At 59.2% G+C, this 17,027-nt stretch carries 14 protein-coding genes; 8 read left to right on the forward strand and 6 right to left on the reverse strand.

From position 1 onward, the window contains the following. Positions 1-11 precede the first annotated feature (11 nt). Genes K227x_RS24185 through K227x_RS24200 form a run of 4 tightly spaced genes read left to right on the forward strand, consistent with a single transcriptional unit; the run spans position 12 to position 3,584 of the window. The gene (locus K227x_RS24185; protein WP_145173970.1) at positions 12-563 is read left to right on the forward strand and encodes a Coa1/Tim21 domain-containing protein; all 552 of its coding nucleotides are present in this window, start codon (positions 12-14) and stop codon (positions 561-563) included. Positions 564-618: 55 nt separating this feature from the next. Further along, a complete protein-coding gene (locus K227x_RS24190) occupies positions 619-1,050 on the forward strand; it encodes a peptidylprolyl isomerase (RefSeq protein ID WP_145173973.1) in 432 nt (143 codons plus the stop codon). Positions 1,051-1,077: 27 nt separating this feature from the next. Next, positions 1,078-2,217 (forward strand): hypothetical protein, encoded by a 1,140-nt coding sequence (locus K227x_RS24195; RefSeq protein ID WP_145173976.1) that lies wholly within the window; start codon positions 1,078-1,080, stop codon positions 2,215-2,217. After that, positions 2,214-3,584 (forward strand): MBOAT family O-acyltransferase, encoded by a 1,371-nt coding sequence (locus K227x_RS24200; RefSeq protein WP_145173979.1) that lies wholly within the window; start codon positions 2,214-2,216, stop codon positions 3,582-3,584. Before K227x_RS24195 ends, K227x_RS24200 begins: the two co-directional genes overlap by 4 nt. Positions 3,585-3,691: 107 nt before the next feature. On the opposite strand, the gene K227x_RS24205 is transcribed toward K227x_RS24200, so the two are convergent. From K227x_RS24205 to K227x_RS24225, 5 genes are all read right to left on the reverse strand, one after another. After that, positions 3,692-4,465 carry an ABC transporter permease gene (locus K227x_RS24205; protein WP_218933488.1) on the reverse strand — a complete coding sequence of 258 codons (774 nt, stop codon included), beginning with the start codon at positions 4,463-4,465 and terminating at the stop codon, positions 3,692-3,694. Next, positions 4,458-5,144: an ABC transporter ATP-binding protein gene (locus K227x_RS24210; protein ID WP_145173982.1), complete on the reverse strand. Its 687-nt coding sequence runs from the start codon at positions 5,142-5,144 to the stop codon at positions 4,458-4,460. Before K227x_RS24210 ends, K227x_RS24205 begins: the two co-directional genes overlap by 8 nt. Then, positions 5,141-7,690 (reverse strand): ATP-dependent helicase HrpB, encoded by a 2,550-nt coding sequence (hrpB, locus tag K227x_RS24215; RefSeq protein ID WP_145173985.1) that lies wholly within the window; start codon positions 7,688-7,690, stop codon positions 5,141-5,143. The genes K227x_RS24210 and hrpB overlap by 4 nt, the downstream gene beginning before the upstream one ends. A gap of 149 nt (positions 7,691-7,839) precedes the next feature. Continuing rightward, complete coding sequence (locus tag K227x_RS24220; RefSeq protein WP_218933489.1) at positions 7,840-8,592, reverse strand: hypothetical protein; 753 nt, start codon at positions 8,590-8,592, stop codon at positions 7,840-7,842. Positions 8,593-8,703: 111 nt separating this feature from the next. Then, the gene (locus K227x_RS24225; RefSeq protein ID WP_218933490.1) at positions 8,704-10,776 is read right to left on the reverse strand and encodes a vWA domain-containing protein; all 2,073 of its coding nucleotides are present in this window, start codon (positions 10,774-10,776) and stop codon (positions 8,704-8,706) included. 497 nt (positions 10,777-11,273) lie between these two features. Here K227x_RS24225 and pstS point away from each other — a divergent pair, with 497 nt between their 5' ends. The 4 genes from pstS to pstB all read left to right on the forward strand — a co-directional run bounded on the left by pstS (position 11,274) and on the right by pstB (position 15,123). Next, entirely contained in the window at positions 11,274-12,326 is a 1,053-nt protein-coding gene (pstS, locus tag K227x_RS24230; protein WP_145173994.1) for a phosphate ABC transporter substrate-binding protein PstS, read from the forward strand. A gap of 65 nt (positions 12,327-12,391) precedes the next feature. Beyond that, on the forward strand, positions 12,392-13,378 hold the full coding sequence (pstC, locus tag K227x_RS24235; protein ID WP_145173997.1) for a phosphate ABC transporter permease subunit PstC: 987 nt from the start codon (positions 12,392-12,394) through the stop codon (positions 13,376-13,378). Then, complete coding sequence (gene pstA / locus K227x_RS24240) at positions 13,375-14,289, forward strand: phosphate ABC transporter permease PstA (protein ID WP_145174000.1); 915 nt, start codon at positions 13,375-13,377, stop codon at positions 14,287-14,289. Before pstC ends, pstA begins: the two co-directional genes overlap by 4 nt. Before the next feature lie 9 nt (positions 14,290-14,298). Continuing rightward, on the forward strand, positions 14,299-15,123 hold the full coding sequence (gene pstB / locus K227x_RS24245; protein ID WP_145174003.1) for a phosphate ABC transporter ATP-binding protein PstB: 825 nt from the start codon (positions 14,299-14,301) through the stop codon (positions 15,121-15,123). Between the two features lie 39 nt (positions 15,124-15,162). On the opposite strand, the gene K227x_RS24250 is transcribed toward pstB, so the two are convergent. Further along, entirely contained in the window at positions 15,163-16,515 is a 1,353-nt protein-coding gene (locus K227x_RS24250; RefSeq protein WP_218933491.1) for an endonuclease/exonuclease/phosphatase family protein, read from the reverse strand. Between the last annotated feature and the right edge of the window lie 512 nt (positions 16,516-17,027).

Genomic DNA, 17,027 nt, shown 5'->3' on the forward strand with positions numbered 1-17,027 from the left:
GGATGATTTCCATGTCGATGTCTCCAGAGAACCCCTTCGACGCCAACCCGAACGCACCTGGAAATTCAGGCGGTGTCTACCCCGACTCGCCACCCAAGAAAAGCAAGGCGAAGTTCTGGCTGATGGGCTGTGGAATCTTGGGATTCGTTGGACTTCTGGTTTGCTGTGGCGGCCCATTGCTGATGACCCAATTTGGTCTATCGATGCTGGCTGGCGAATTCCAAAAGCAGCTTGACGGAAACCCCGTCATCGTCGAACACATCGGCGAGATCGAATCGTTGAGCATGAACTGGAGCGAAACGATCGCTCGAGCACAGAATGCCGAAGGCGGATCCGAAGAACTGGCGTTCGAAATCTCGGGCACCAAGGGATCCGGCGTTGTGATGATCCAACAAGACCAGTCGGGCGACGGAACGGGCATGCAATCGGCCACGTTGGTGATGGAAGACGGCACCCGCTATCCGATCGAATTCGCTCCCAGCCCAACCGACGAAATCGACATGGATTCGATCTTTGACGAAGGCGAAATCCCCGTCTCCGAAGAACCCATCGGCGTCCAGTAACCCCCCATCCATTTCTAAACCAACCACTCGATCCATTTCATTCAAGCGAGACACCATGAAAGTTGCGACCTTCGAAACCACCAAGGGCACCATCCGCATCGAACTGTTCGATGACAAGACGCCTAAGACGGTCGAGAATTTCGAAACCCTGTGCGGCAAGAACTTCTATGATGGCCTGAAGTTTCACCGCGTGATTCCTGATTTCATGGTCCAAGGCGGCTGCCCCGAAGGCACCGGCACGGGCGGACCAGGTTACAAATTCGAAGACGAATTCCACCCGGAACTGAAGCATGATGGCCCCGGCGTTCTGTCGATGGCCAATGCTGGACCGAACACCAACGGTTCGCAGTTCTTCATCACCCACTTGGCCACACCTCACTTGGACGGACGCCACAGCGTGTTCGGCAAAGTGATCGAAGGACAAGACGTTGTCGATTCGATCGAAATGGGCGACGAAATGACCACCGTCACGGTCACCGAAGAATAGTCACCATCGATTCGCGATCAGCCGGGCATGAACGTACCTAACAGCCTGCCGGTCGCGGCCGAAATGACAAACCTTCCACAGCAGTTGCCCCGGTCCTCGTTGACCAGCCAACTGCTGATTGCCCGGTGGATCGTGGGTGCGATCCTGGGCACGCTGGTGATCGCTGCGACATCGCCACTGTTTGTGCGCAGCTATCTGCCGCGAGAATTCAACCGGGGCGTTTGGACGCTGCCCGCGGGCGCCACCTATCGTTGGCGTTCGGAGGGATACGCGGCGACCCACATCGGCCCCCATGGCATGCCCGGCCGAACCAGCCTGGACAGTGCCCGACCGACCGACCACCGCATCGCAATCTGGGGCGACTCTCAGGCCGAAGGGGTCTGCGTCGATGATGCCGATAAAATCTTTGCCGCGGTTGCCAGCATCAGCGACGGCCGACTGCAAGCGTTTCCGTTGGCGCGCAGCGGCGATGACCTGGCGGATTGGATCGGCCAATTTGAATGGGCCCAGTCGCAGCTGGGCATCACGGACCATGTGCTGGTGATCGCGGAATTGTCCGACCTGCACGACATCGACGCATCCCCCGAACCGCCGCCGGGACACTGGTCCCAGTGGGGCGCCGCGAATCTGCCCGCGTTCGTTCTGCATGCGGTTCGCGGCCTGACCACGTCGCCCGATGGGTCAACACGGCGTCTGCGTTTTGCACCACGCTGGGGCGACGATTCACCACCAGACGAAGACCAAGATCGCCCCCCCACAGCGATGCCCGTTCCGGGCGACGAAGCAACGACGACCCGCGCAGCAGTTCCCGCTGGGTGGGATCGGATCCTGGCCAGCATCCAGAGTGCAGCCAGCGGATCGGTCACGTTGGTCTATTGCCCGCGCAGCCCGCACGTCATGGGTGGCCGCATCGTCACCGCCGACGCGGGCGATCAACGGTTCGCAGCACTGCGTGACGCCGCGGCGCACACCGACATCACGATCATCGACACGCGGCCCGCACTATCGGCATCGGCGATGTCCGGACAGTGGCCGCACGGGTTCGCCAACGGACAGATCGGCACTGGCCACCTGAACGCTTTCGGAAACCGAATCGTGGCCGAGGCGATCGTGCGACGATTTCCCGAGGCCCGCACCGGGACAGCGTCCCAGGGCGGGGCCGAATGATTTTCACACAGACCGAGTTCCTGATCTTCCTGATCATCGTCCTTGCAGCAACCTGGACGTGCCGTCGCCGGGTAACACGCAACGGTGTGCTGCTGGTCGCCAGCTACTACTTCTATGCCTACTGGGATGCCCGGTTCTGTGGCCTGCTGATTTTTTCGACCATCGTCGACTACATGATCGCCAACCGGATCGACGCATCCAGTTCTCTGGCAGTCCGTCGGCGTTGGTTGTGGGCCAGCATCACCACGAATCTTGGGTTGTTGGGGTTCTTCAAGTATTGCAACTTTTTCATCGAGTCGGCCGAAGCCGTGCTGGCTCCCTGGGGCATGTCGACATCGACGCTATCGATCATTTTGCCGGTGGGAATTTCGTTCTACACCTTCCAAACGATGTCGTACACGATCGATGTTTATCGCCGCCGCATCCCGGCGGCGACCCGACCGCTGGACTTTGCGTTGTACGTCGCTTTCTTCCCCCAGTTGGTTGCTGGCCCCATCGTCCGGGCCCGCGAACTGATGCCGCAGTTGGCAACCGTTCCGCGTCTGTCGCGTCGAAGGTTCTATGGCGGATTCCAACAACTGCTTCGTGGTGCCGTCAAGAAGGTTTTGATCGCTGACCGCTTGGGCGAAATGGTGGACGTGGTCTTCGCCGGCCCCGATCTGTACTCCGGTGCGACGGTCAGCATTGCCGTGATCGCTTATGCAGGTCAAATCTACTATGACTTTTCAGGCTATACCGACATGGCCATCGGTGTGGCAAAGCTGCTGGGCTATCGCTTCCCGGCGAACTTTCGTCATCCCTATCTGGCGACATCGATGTCACAGTTCTGGGGCCGCTGGCACATGACGCTATCGCGTTGGCTGCGAGACTATCTGTACATCCCGCTGGGCGGCAACCGAGATGGCAACCTGGCCACCTACCGCAACCTGATGATCACGATGGGCCTGGGCGGATTGTGGCATGGTGCGGCTTGGACGTTTGTGTTGTGGGGAATTTGGCATGGTGCGGCGCTGTGCGGCCAGCGATGGATTCGCATCCGCATCCCTGCCACGATCGGCTGGCTTGCAACGGTCCTGGTTGTCTTGTCGGGATGGGTTCTGTTCCGCAGCCCAGACCTCGCGACATCGGGCGATGTGTTCACCGCGGTGATGACATGGCAGGCAGGAATCGCCTGGTACCCGCCGCTGGCGATCGCGGCGATCGGATGCATGGCTGCCGAACACCTGGCCTGGAAAACACGGCTTCGACACGCCATGCGATTCCCCATGGATGCGTGGTATTCGCCCATCGGGACGGCGATCCTGCTATGGTCGCTGGTCCTCTATGCCCCCCAGGGATTCCAACCGTTCGTCTACTTCCAGTTCTAGGCACCCCGTCGTGGGATTCGCCAGATATTCCCGCTACTCCCAAAAAGGACTTCTAGCGAAGTCCACGACGCGAGCCACTCCCTCCCCCGCACGCGTGATCGTTTCTTTCACAGATTCAACTGATGATCTACCGTCGTTACCTGGCGGTACGACAGCAACATCGCGCTGATGACGCCGCCGGCAATCGCCGCGGCGATCACGAACATGATCATGATCTGGTACTGCACCGCTTGCATCGGCGGGGCCCCGGCTAACAACTGACCGGTCATCATGCCTGGGATGCTGACGATCCCGGAAACGGACATCGTATTCAAAATGGGAATCATGGCCGTGCGGGCCGCGGTGGCAAACACATCGTTGGTCGCCTCCCAACGCGTCGCCCCCAACGATAACCGCATCTCGATTTCGCTACGACGCGACTTCAAGTCGCCAACAAAACGGTCCACGCCCAACGAAATGCCCGTCAACGAATTCCCCAGCACCATGCCCAACAGCGGGATCACGACCTGCGGCGAATACCAAGGATCGGGCCGCACAATCAAACCCAACATGACGGCCGTCACCAACCAACTGCTAGCCCAAACCGAAATGATCGTCGCCACATGGATGCGTGGAAACCGGTTCTCGATCCGACCGACCGCCGACACCCCAGCGATCACCGTCATCGCGGTGGCCAGCAACATCACCGGCGGAAAACTTGCCAACGCAAAGATCTGCTTCAGCACCAACCCCAGCAAGAACAACTGCGCGGCCATCCGAGTGCCGCTGATTGCGATCCGATGTCCCAGTCCCAAACGCAACCACCACGACATCCCGCCGTTGACGACCAACAGCGAAGCGGCGATACCGATTTCCCACCACGTCAGCGATAAATCACCCATCGACAACACTCCCATCTGCTAGCCGAACCCTGCGCGACGTCAATCGATCCACTTGGTCCGCATCGTGACTGGTCCAAACCCAACTGCGGCGAGCATCCGCCCGTTTCCAAGTCGTCGCCAACTGCTCGAACCGATCCGTGGACGCCGGGTCCAACGACGCAGTCGGTTCGTCCAACAAGATCACGTCGGGATCCACCAGGATCGCACGGACCAATGCGATCAACTGCTGTTCGCCGCCGCTCAGTGTCATCGCATCCTGATCCAGCATCGATTCATCGCGGTCCAACACGCCTAACAACTCCACCGCCGCAGCGTGATCCAACCCACGCTCCGCTGAGGCGAACGTGAACGGCAAAGACAAATTTTGCAGCACGGTGCCGACCACCATCGATGGCCGCTGCGCCAGATAGACAACGTTGCGCCGGAAACCGGGCACCGCCGACTTCTGGATCACCTTGCCGAGATATCGAACTTCACCGCCTTCGATCGGATCCAAAAGCGCAAGTGCACGCAGCAAAGTCGACTTCCCCGATCCACTGGCGCCTTCTAAGCCCAAGGATTCGCCCGCGTCGACATGCAGGCTGACACCGGACAACAGAGTCCGATTGGTTTTCGAATCCCGGCGGACGATGCCGACGCCTTCGATGACCGGTGGTGCCAAAACGTCTGGATCATTCATTTTGGCTTTAGCCCTCGCGTGGTCGCCGTTGCGGTTGTCGGATCCTCGGGCCAATGATGCTTGGGATACCGCCGGCGAAGTTCCTTGCGAACGTGTTGGTAGGTTTCTCGCCAAAAATTCTGAAGATCTTCGGTAATCTGTTGGGGCCGGTAGTTTGGTCCCAACAAATGCAATTGCAACAGGACACGCCCGCCGGCGATCCGCGGCGTCTCGGCACATCCGAACAGTTCTTGAATGCGAACTTCCATCCAGGGGGATCGATCAGCCGCATAGTGGATGACCATCGAATTGCCGCTAGGGACTTTTAACTTGGTCGGGGCATGCTGGTCGATCAACTGCAATTGCGACCAGTCGTACCGGCCTTTCAGATGATCCAGCCAGGGTGCCGACTGCAACTGGGCAATCGATGTCCGCGTCTGGCAAAGCTGCTGCAACACCTCCTGCACTCCTTCGTCATCCAACGCAGGCAGTTCTAGTTCGGGCATCTGCGCCGTCAGGAATCGCACACGATCGATGAACGCACCGACCGCCTTATCTTTCCGCGGGAAGACGGATTCCAGATCGGCCAGGGCATGCCGCATCAGAATCTGCGCCGTTTCGGCGTTTGGCTGACAGGGGATCGGCGATTCCGCCAGCAACAGGTCGTCAAAGTAACGCCGCCGCCGAGCGACCACTGATTTCATGGACGGATAATAAAACGGTTCGTCGATTTCGCGAATCAGTTCATCGTCTAGCCAGCTTTCGTCGATCGTCGACGCCGCCCGCACGGTGGCTTCGGTCCCATTGGCATCGACATCAATGCACAGAAACAGCTCCCCACTGCGGCAGGATGAACCGCGGTCCAACTTGACTCCTCGCCCACCAACCATCACACCACTGGGATCCCCGGCCTTGCGTCGACGGGCAACTCGATCGGGATAGGCGGCCAATAACGACCGCTGCAATCGCGTCTCCGGTGCACCCCCATGTTTCGCCCCCGATCGAACAGGCGTCACACGCCGGATCTGATCCGCCACACGAAGCACCTGCTTGGCGGCTGCCACGTTCGCGACTGCCGATGCGTCCCCGTCACGGAACTGTTTCATCCGTTCCACCCGGTCCGTCACGTCACATGCGGTCACCAAAGAACCGCCGGACGACGGCATTCCCGCGGTCGAAGATCCTCGAAACGGGTCACGTTCGGTCAACAGCGCCGCGGCAATCGCCGCATCATCCACCTCGGACAACTCGGCCGCTTCGATCATGAATCGCGACAACCTGGGATGCAGTGGCAAAGCGGCCATCTGGTTGCCCATCGAAGTCACCTTTCCGTCGTCATCCACCGCGCCGACGCGTTGCAGGTATCGACGTGCCAGTTCAACCGATTCGATCGGCGGCGGCGTGATCCAGGGAAAGGCCAGCACGTCTCTTTCGCCCCACGCCGCCAACGTCAGCATCGCTCCGGAAAGATCACCGCGACTGATTTCAGGAGTATCGGCGGCACGGCGAGCGACGTTGGCCGCCGCTGGCCACAACCGAATGCAAACCCCTGGCTGAGTCCGACCGGCACGGCCGGATCGTTGGTCGGCCGACGCCTGGGAAATCGGTTCCAACATCAACTTTGGCAAACCAACCTGCCGGTCGAACCGCATCACACGGGCCAAACCGGAATCGACCACGGTCGTGACACCGGGGATCGTGATCGACGTCTCGGCAACGTTGGTCGCCAAAATGATCTTTCGCTCGACCGCCCCCCCGTCCGGCCGATCCCTCAACACCGCGTCCTGATCGGCCGGTGATAGGTCACCGTACAATTCCATCACGGTGGCATCGCGATCCAGCCGCCGCTGCCCGATCAACCGCGCGGTGGACCGGATTTCGCCCACACCGGGCAGGAAAACCAAGAGGTGGCCACGCGACGATTTCAGCGCATCCGGCAAGACGCCCGCGACTTGATCCGACACCCGGGCCTTGGCCGGCGGCTGCGAATATCGGACATCAACCGGATAGGTGCGTCCCTCGCTGACCACGGAAACCGCGTCACCAAGGAAATCAGCGATCGGCTGTGGATCCAGCGTTGCCGACATCACCATCAGTCGCAGTTCCGGCCGAAGTGTGGTCCGGATTCTTTGCAGCATGCCTAGTGCCAGATCAACCTCTAGCGACCGTTCATGGAATTCATCCAGCAGCACGCAGCCAACATCTTCCAATAACGGGTCGTCATGCAGTCGCCGCAGCAGCATCCCCGTCGTCATCGCAATCAAACGTGTCTGGTGCGAAACCTTTTTGTCGAACCGAACGTGATAGCCAACATCATCGCCCAGTTTGGTTCCCACCAGCGAAGCCAAGCGAGCGGCTGCCGAACGGGCCGCTAACCGACGTGGCTGGATCAACAATATTTTGCCTTCACCGGCGATCGCGTGATTCAGCAGAACCGGTGGGATCCCGGTCGTTTTGCCAGCCCCCGGCGGCGCCTTCAAGACCACTGATTTCCCAGCCTGCAGGGCAGCCAAGATCTCGGGTACGCACTGCATCACGGGCAGGTCGTCGGTCGTGGGGCGATTCACAAATGACTTTCAAACACAGGATGCGGAGAACAAAGGAATGCAATGCAGCCATGCTATCGGCTGATCCCGTGACCGCAATCGGCGGTGGAGGGGATGCGGTGGAAGTTTCAGGGATGCTGCTTGGGATGAAGCTTCGTTCAAGTTCAAGTTCAAGTTTCTGCCACGCATGCATTTGGACCTGAACTTGAACTCGCTCCCGAACCACCTGCCGCCCACAACGTTACCAGCGCAACCACCGCCTGAGCGGCAACGAACACGATCGTCTCGATCAACGTCGCACTGCTCCCGGGCATGAAAATCTGGAAACAGCACCGTAACATCACTCCCAGAGTGAGAACCATCAGCGCCAAAATCGGCAATCGAATCGCCGCGACAATCGCCCACCGCACCAGAAATCCGACCATTGCCGAGATGACCGCCAACGTCATCATCAACGTGCCGTCTTCTAATTCCACCATGGACAGCGTCAAGGTCCAATGATGGATAACGAAGCGAAGCAGACCGAACGAAAGGGCCGAGGCCATCGTGATCCCAAGCAATGTGCGTAGATCAAAGGATTGGCGATTTCGTCCGCCAAAGACGTTCCCGGCGGCGATCATCATGGCCAGCAAAACGGATTGCACCGCATGGCCGATAACCATCGCAGCGGAAAAGCTAGATTCGTTCGCCCACCCGCGAAAATCCAAAATTGCCAGCACGCACGCAAACACACCCACGGGCGCCAAGAGAGATCGGATCCAACTGGGCAACGACGAATCAGCCACCCACAGGATGACCAGTGAACACTGCGCGAAGGGGATCGCGAATAGAGCCACTTCGAAAAACCGGTCAGGCGAATCAGGCAACAGATCGGTGTAGAACGCCAACGCCAGGTGACAGGCCAACACCAACATGCCACGCATCGTGACCCCTGGGATGCGCCAGGACCGGCGCAACTTGCCAGGCGGACGACTACCGGACGGTTGCGTGATCAACCGAAAGTTCCAATCGGTGTCCGATTCTTCGCTCCCCACTTACTGTGCCATCAACATTTTTTCGAGGACCTGTTCGGCTTCACGCATCTTCAAAGCTTCGCGGTCCTGGGATGACAACGCAGCATCGGCACCGGTCCTGCCCAGCAACTGGTTCGCTTGATGGGCCGCCAAGGTGCCTGGGTACTGCTCCACGACACGCAAGTATGCCGCTCTGCCTGCTTGGCCACCATCGCGGCGTTGGATCCGGGATGCCAGATGCAGATACCCTCTGGCACGCCGTTCATCGCGGTCAAGCGTGCGTTCAACTTCGCTGATCAGATCCGGATTGCCGACCTGATCGGCCAGTGATTTCATCATCTGTTGCGCTCGCGCCTGGTCGCCTTCATGCTCAACCGCACGAGCCTCGGCGACAGCCTCTGATGCAAGGTCCAGGATCGCGTTTCGAATACGCCAATCTCGTCGAAATCGTTGGACCAAAGAATCCAACTGAACCAGTTTCTGGATCGCTTCCCCTCGCTGGGCGCTGCCGGTCACCTCGCTGCACTGGTCACAAAAATCACCGATGATGGACTGGTGCGTTTTGCTTGTCCTTTGCGACATCATCGCGGCCCCCATCGGATCGGGGTCCGGACGCAGAACGGCGATCGCGGCGACGACATCGCCTTGGTCGGCCAGAGACTGTGCCCGCTGGCAGCGAACCGCCGCCAACTTTTCGTGGATGGATGTGGCCGATGCGGCGGCGGGATCGGTCTGAATCTCGTCCATCCACTCGGCGACGGTGTTTAGATCATCGGCATACGGCCCCGCCTGCTGTCCTTTGGCGACAAGTTCTCGCAATACCTGTTCCTGACGCTCGCTTAAATTTCCTCCGCTGCCTTCAAGCCGAATGGTTTCGGTAAACAGTTCGGCGGCCGATTCGACTTGATCTTCGGCCAGTAATTCCGCCGCGCGATCAACCATCCGGTCCGCCAGTTTGCGTTGGGCGATTCCCACCGAATTGAAATCCAGATGCCGTTTCATGATCGTCCGCCAGATCAGCTCCGCTTCGTCGAAATCTCCCGCCACGACCGCCGCATCGGCATCGCTCAACATCTTGTCAGCGTGCACCGAAGCCTTGGATGCCTCGTATCGAAATTCACCGCCGGTGATCGAGGCTAATTTCTGCATGTTCGCTTTGCTGCTGGGATCTTCGAATGCGATCGCATGAATCGGCGCGGGCTCGGCGACGCCTGCGACCATCGAAAAAATATCCCCCGCCGGTCGCAGCGGCGAATTCGGTCCCGCACTCGCGGCACGGTCGAAACTGCCATCGGACAACATAAAGATGGCACTGGGGTTCATCTTCAACGCAACCCGGACGGCTTCGCGTGGGTAGGTGCCTCTCCCTTCGAACGTTTCATACAGCCATCGTTTCAAACGGCTGTGATTCTCTGGCGTTGCAGGGATCGGCTTGGGCCATGACGATCGCTCGCCAAACATGTGCGTGGTCCGCTGACTGAACAGCAACACGTAAAACTTCTGGTCAGGTCGCAGTTCCTCGACCGAGCGCAGCAGTTCATCGGTGGCACGCTGATACCGAGTCCCGCGCATGCTGCCCGACATATCCAGCACGTAAACAAAATCGTGACCGTTGGCTTCGATGCCAAAGAACGATCCGGCCGGCCCGCTGCCGCTGCCTTGATCACCGCCACCGCCCGACGCCCCAGTTATTTTCGGGGACAGGTTCCCTGCGACTTTGGGCCCCATCCCAGGAATCACCGGCGGTGCCGGCAGACTGGGAACAGGTGCGGCCATCATCATCGCAAACGCGGGCGCCCCAGCCCCCGATTCCAATTCCATGTCCATCGGGACGATTTCGGCAACGTCCTCGTTGTCAGTCTGCTGGAACGTCAGCACCAACATCGACACGCCCAAGTTGGCCGGCGCGATCAGCAAGAACATCACCAGCAACACCGCACCGTGGATCGCTAGCGATGTCGCAAGCCCAGCGGATTTCTGCTTCGCCCGTCGCCCGCCGTGCTTTCCCGCCATGTGACCGCGCTGGTCCGACGCAGCGGAATTCTGATCCCCACCGATCTCGACCAACAGCTCGACCGGGGGGGCAACGACCAAACGACTCGGACGTTCACTTGGCGACCCAACGTGACCTTGATTCCCCATAGCTCCCCCGAACGCCCAAGGATCCCCCCACCAACCGAACCTCGAACCTGATGCATTCAGCCCGACAAGTCAACCAAGTTTGTCGCGGGATGTCGAACGAGTCCGATTCTTCCGGTGCGAAGGGCTAGCGGTGTATGCCTCCCGCTTCCCCTGCCGAGCCATCCCAATCGAACCCCGTTGCGGCGCGGACGACAACCGGCCCGCCGACCACCAAAATCGACGGAAGCACGGCAAATCACGTTGTTTCCACAACACCGGAACGTCAAACAGCAGGCCGTCCCAACGTGTGAATTTTTGATGAACAACCGTTCCGGACCCTTCGGCTAGCAGTTAAAAGGTTCGCATCTGAGCTTCGAAACAGCGTTTCGGAATTGTGCTGCAAACGGTTCCGTTCCGCCCGCTTCCCCTGTCACTCATCCGCCTGACACTACCGATTCAAGAGCCCTGTTATGCAAACCCGCTGGTATCGTCTCATCGCGTCGTTCGCTTTGGTCGCAGCAGTCGCCACTGGCTGCAGTTCGTCCCAGTCGACCGGCGACGGCGCAGCGAACGTCAAGCTGCAAGGGTCGGGAGCAAGTTTTCCCGCACCGCTTTACGGTCGCTGGTTCAAGGAATACAGCGGAGCCACCGACGGCGTGAAAGTCGACTACCAAGCCAAAGGCAGTGGCGGTGGCATCAAAGACTTTATCGAACACACCGTTGATTTTGCTGCCAGCGACGCGGCGATGAACGACGAAGAAATCGCACAAGTCGATGTGGGGGTCGTCCTGTTGCCGATGACCGCTGGCAGTGTCGTGCTGGCTTACAACCTGCCCGAACTGGACAAACCGCTTCAACTTTCACGCGAAGCCTACACCGGGATCTTCTTGGGTCAAGTTTCCAGCTGGGACGATGAATCCATCGCCAAGACGAACGAAGGCGTCCAGCTTCCTTCGCTGCCGATCACGGTGGTGCGGCGAGCGGACAGCAGCGGAACGACATTCGTATTCACCAATCACATTAGCGAAATCAGCGACGATTTCCGCAGTGGCCCCGGTGTTGGCAAGAGCGTCAACTGGCCCGAAAGCGACAAGTTCATCGCTGCACCGAAGAACGACGGCGTGACCGCCACGATCAAACAAACCCCCGGAGCAATCGGCTACATCGAATTCGGTTTTGCCGAACAAGCCAAGTTGCCGATGGCTTCGCTGGAAAACAAGTCCGGTAACTTCGTGGCCCCTTCGCTGGAAAACGCCAAGGCCGCGTTGGCCGCGGTGGAAATGCCCGATGACCTGCGTGCTTGGTTGCCCGACCCCGCAGGCGAAAACGCGTACCCGATCGTCAGCTACACCTGGTTGCTGTGCTACCAAAAGTACGAAGACCCGTCGAAGGCCGATGCGTTGAAGGATCTGGTCCGATGGTGTTTGACCGAAGGCCAGAAGTCCAGCGCCGAAATGGGCTACGTGCCGCTTCCGCCCAACGTCGTAGAAACGATCACCGCGAAACTGGAAAACATCCAGTAGTTCGCCGGGCGACTGTTCGAAGTCCCGCCCTGAACCGCCAAACCTTTTCCCTTCGATCGTTCTGTATGTCGACCACCTTGCCCAACGCCGCGAACCGACCTGACGAGAGCGTGATTTCGACACCACCGTCGAAATTCGACATCGTCATCGATCGTGGCTTCCGTGGACTGACCGGCTTCTTTGCTTGGTCGACGGTGTCGCTGGTGTTCTTCATCGTCTACGAAGTGGGCGGCAAGGCGATGCCAGCGATCAAGACCCACGGTCTATCGTTTCTGACCACACAGACCTGGGACCTCCAGAACGAACAGTTTGGTGTGCTGCCGGAAATCTGGGGCACGCTGTACAGTTCGATCTTGGCTCTGATGATCGGCGGTTTCTTTGGAATTTCGATCGCGATCTTCCTGACCCAAGACTTCTTGCCACGCAAAGTCGAATGGGTGTTCAAGAACATCGTCGAACTGCTGGCAGCGATCCCCAGTGTGGTGTACGGATTGTGGGGCATCTTTGTGGTGATCCCGACGCTGCGACCCTCCGCCATCTGGTTGCACGAAAACCTGGGCTGGATCCCGTTCTTTGGAACGTCGTTGTCCGGCCCCGGAATGCTGCCGGCCGCATTGGTGCTTGCCATCATGGTGCTGCCAACGGTGTCGGCGATTTCTCGCGATTCGCTCAGCAACGTGCCCGGCAAATTGAAAGAAGCCGCCGTCGGACTCGGTGCGACCCGTTGGGAAGCCATCTTCGGCGTGATCCTGCCAACGGCGGCCAAAGGGATCTTCGGCGCCTTGGTGCTGGGCTTTGGCCGGGCGCTTGGCGAAACGATGGCGCTTGCGATGTTGGTGGGCAATTCCAACCAGATGAGCATCTCGTTGTTTTCGCCCGGCAATACGCTGGCCGCGCTGTTGGCGAATCACTTTCCCGAAGCTGGCGAAAAGGAAGAACCCGTGTTGATGTACGCAGCCCTGGTGCTGCTGGGGATCACTCTGCTGGTCAACATCTGCGGTGCATTCGTCCTGAGCCATACCACGCGTCGTGCAGCGGGAGGACAGAAATGAACGAAGAAGAAATCACCGCCGCATTCGAGGGCGTCGACTTTCCCCGCTTGGAAAGATCACTGCGTCACCCGCGCACCCTGATCAGTGTGGTGCTATCGCTGGGTACCGGCATCACCACGGTGATCGCCTGCATCCCGTTGTTCAGCGTGCTGTTCATGCTGGTCTATCGCGGTGGCAAGAAACTTTCGACCGAACTGTTCACCGAACTGCCACCGACGGCATTCGAACAGGGCGGTGGGTTCGGCAACGCGATCGTGGGTACCGCAGTGGTGGTTTCGATCGCAGCGGCGATCGCGATCCCCGTGGGCGTGTTGACCGCGGTTTTCTTGGCCGAATTCGGACCGGACAGCAAGACCGCTTCGGTGACTCGGTTCTGTGCCAAGACACTGACCGGTCTGCCATCGATCTTGGCGGGCGTGTTCGCTTATGCCGCCGTCGTGCTTGCAACCGGCAGCTACTCGGCACCCGCCGGCGGTGTGGCACTGTCGCTATTGATGCTTCCGACCATCATTTTGACGGCCGAAGAAGCGATGCGAATGGTGCCCCGAAAGATGAAAGAAGCCGCGATCGGCATGGGCTGCACCCGGACACAAGTGGCTTGGAAAATCGTATTGCCAACGGCTCTGCCGGGCATTCTGACAGGTGTCATGCTGGCGGTCGCTCGCGCGGCCGGCGAGACCGCACCGCTGTTGTTTACAGCGTTGTTTAGCAACTACTGGATCTTCGAAGATGGTCAGTCGCAGCTGATGGAGCCGACCGCGTCCCTGGCAGTCTTCATTTACAACTTCTCCGGAATGCCATTCGAGAATCAAATCGAAATGGCTTGGGCGGCTTCGCTGGTTCTGGTGCTGTTGGTGCTCGCCATCAACATCACGGGCCAATTGATTTCCAGCCGCGCAAAATCTCGTTAGGACCCTGTCATGATCGCTCCGACCCAAACAGCTGCCGCCGACGTCCTTGCCGACGCCAACAACGCAGCATTGATCGATTGCCGAATCAACAACCTTTACTACGGCAATTTTCGCGCAGTTCGCGACAGCCACATCCCCATCGACCGTGGTTCGATCACCGCGTTCATTGGACCATCGGGATGCGGTAAAAGCAGCGCACTGCGTTGTCTGAACCGGATGAACGACCTAGTTCGTGGTTTTCGTTTTGACGGCCATGTCCACTTCCGTGGCGCCGACATCTATCACCCCCGCGTTGATCCCGTCGCCGTCCGCCGCTATATCGGCATGGTGTTTCAACAACCCAATCCGTTTGCGATGAGCATCTTCAACAACGTCGCGTTCGGACTGCGATTGAATCGGTTCCGCGGCAATGTGGCTGCCAAGGTCGAAGAAGCACTCCGCGGCGCCGCCCTATGGGACGAAGTCAAAGACAAACTGAAGGCCAGCGGGCTGTCGCTTTCCGGCGGACAACAACAACGCCTGTGCATCGCACGCGCGATCGCGACGGAACCCGAAGTCATGTTGATGGACGAACCCTGCTCGGCTCTGGATCCGATCGCGACGCGTCGAATCGAAGAATTGATGGAAGAACTGAAGCAGAAGTACACGATCGCGATCGTCACCCATAACCTGCAACAAGCCAAACGTGTCGCCGACAAAACCGCGTTCATGTACGTCGACACTTCCGACGGCGGCCGAACGGGATACCTGGTCGAATTCGGTGACACGCAGCAGATCTTCGAAGATCCCCAGCAAGACGACACCAAGCGATACATCAGTGGCGAGTTCAGCTGAACCTGGCGCCACCCAAATGCCGCTGCCACTGCAGCGGGTCTATCGAACCAGATCTCCGGGAGCTTGCGCAATCGTTTCTGGCCGCTGCGTTTCCCAGATCGAAAACTCTGCCCAAACCGGCAGGTGATCGGACACCTTCAGCGCCTGTTCACGACTGATCCCGAACGCTTGTTCGATGTTCATCACGCCCCATCGACCGGTGTATTCGCTGGTCAATTGACGATCGAACAGAATGTTGTCGTAGCACTTGGTTTGCCGAGTGTTGGTCATCGTATCGCGAACAACCCAGTTGATTCCGGGGACCTGTCCCAACGGGCCAAGCTGTGTGTCGCTGGCGTTCAGGTCGCCCAGCAGGATGACATCGTCCTCGTCACCTCGTGCCCGCTGCATCACCTGGAAGACATCGGCCAGCGCCGCCACTTCTTCGCTGGCTTCGTCGGGATCCGTGTGGATATTGACCATCCAAAACGTGAACGCGTCGGCCGGCGACTGGGTCCGAGATCGAAATCGAGCCACAAACGGTTCGCGGTGCAATAGATCGTTCGCGTCGGACATCGTTCCCACGGCATACGGGTCGTGTTCGATTCGGTTGGTGTCGTAGATGAACGCGTACTGTTCGGTGCTGACGGTGCGACCGATACGTTCGCCGATCAGAAACGCGTATCGGCTTCCGTCCGCGTTGACCGATTGCATGAACCGCGGCAGGATTTCGTCGCTTTGGGCACGGATCTCTTGGATCGCGACCACGTCGAATTGACGGATCACGCTGGCCAAGATTTCGACCACATCGGGCTTCGACATTTTGCTTTCGCCGAACACCTGAATATTGAACGTCGCAATCCGCAGTCGGTCGTTGGGCTGACGCGACGCGGCAAGCTGGGCATCGGATCGAAGCGGCCCGGATCCTCCGCCGGGCGAAATCGGCGAAGTCTGATTCGGTAGCGGCCCAGTGGTTGGCCCAGTGGTTGGGGCCGTCGTTGGGCCGGTGCTTGGCGCAGTGGTTGAAGCTGTGGTGGGACGGGATCCTTCGATGGCCCGATCCGCGGCTGCGGTGGACGGGCGATCCATCGCATCCGAACGGGCATCGCCCATCCGCGGAATCAAGCCGTCTCGTTCGGCGCCATTGCCCGAGGCAACCATGCCCCCCGGTCCAAGCAGGCCACCCGAAGCCGCCAGACTATCCTTGGCGGCTTTGGAAAGCCGGTCGGTGATCGATTCGATATCGGGGTTGGTTTCGCCGCGTTCGAAAACCTTCTGGACCAACGGGCCGATGATCGGCAGATCCGGTTTGACGTAGCCGCCTATTCCGCCGCTGGTAATTCCAAGCAGCAGGAATCGGATCGCGGTCGATAGCCACGATCTGCGTCCAGCACGTCTCCGTCGTTTTGCCACACCAGGCCTCCCTGCCTGTCTGGGATCGCGCACGACCATCCTGGTCGCGTTTCCATCGGTCGATCCCGCGTTTTCTCGCTAGCGTTTCTTTTCGATTTGGATTTCCCGCAAATTGACGAAAGTCTTGGCGACTTGCGCTACGGGCGAACCCAAATCCGTATCGTTGACTAGCGAAAGATCGGCGCCGGAGTCTAGACCCGTTTTCGCGTTTTGCTTCCTGTAACGCAAAACCGCCAACGGTTTGTCGATTCAGTGAGCCGTGATCGCGTGAGCGGCCGGGAATTCCATCAATGCCCGTGGCCTGACGGCCAGCGGCTCACCTTTTGCCGTGCAAAGTTCGATTCAATCGACAAGTCGTCAAGAGTTTTGGCTGGACGACAAAGGGCCGAAAGTCTTGGCGACTTGCGCTACGGGCGAACCCCAATCCGTATCGCTGACTCGCGAAAGATCGGCGCCGGAGTCTAGACACGTTTTCGCGTTTTGCTTCCCGTAACGCAAAACCGCCAACGGTT

Source organism: Rubripirellula lacrimiformis, assembly GCF_007741535.1.
Classification (GTDB): Bacteria; Planctomycetota; Planctomycetia; order Pirellulales; family Pirellulaceae; genus Rubripirellula; species Rubripirellula lacrimiformis.

Coding starts and splice junctions, on each gene's coding strand:
- pstS (WP_145173994.1), top strand. CDS start 11,274: ATGCAAACCCGCTGGTATCGTCTCATCGCGTCGTTCGCTTTGGTCGCA.
- K227x_RS24220 (WP_218933489.1), bottom strand. CDS start 8,592: ATGCGTGGCATGTTGGTGTTGGCCTGTCACCTGGCGTTGGCGTTCTAC.
- K227x_RS24210 (WP_145173982.1), bottom strand. CDS start 5,144: ATGAATGATCCAGACGTTTTGGCACCACCGGTCATCGAAGGCGTCGGC.
- pstB (WP_145174003.1), top strand. CDS start 14,299: ATGATCGCTCCGACCCAAACAGCTGCCGCCGACGTCCTTGCCGACGCC.
- pstC (WP_145173997.1), top strand. CDS start 12,392: ATGTCGACCACCTTGCCCAACGCCGCGAACCGACCTGACGAGAGCGTG.
- K227x_RS24190 (WP_145173973.1), top strand. CDS start 619: ATGAAAGTTGCGACCTTCGAAACCACCAAGGGCACCATCCGCATCGAA.
- K227x_RS24200 (WP_145173979.1), top strand. CDS start 2,214: ATGATTTTCACACAGACCGAGTTCCTGATCTTCCTGATCATCGTCCTT.
- K227x_RS24185 (WP_145173970.1), top strand. CDS start 12: ATGTCGATGTCTCCAGAGAACCCCTTCGACGCCAACCCGAACGCACCT.
- K227x_RS24195 (WP_145173976.1), top strand. CDS start 1,078: ATGAACGTACCTAACAGCCTGCCGGTCGCGGCCGAAATGACAAACCTT.
- K227x_RS24205 (WP_218933488.1), bottom strand. CDS start 4,465: ATGGGTGATTTATCGCTGACGTGGTGGGAAATCGGTATCGCCGCTTCG.
- pstA (WP_145174000.1), top strand. CDS start 13,375: ATGAACGAAGAAGAAATCACCGCCGCATTCGAGGGCGTCGACTTTCCC.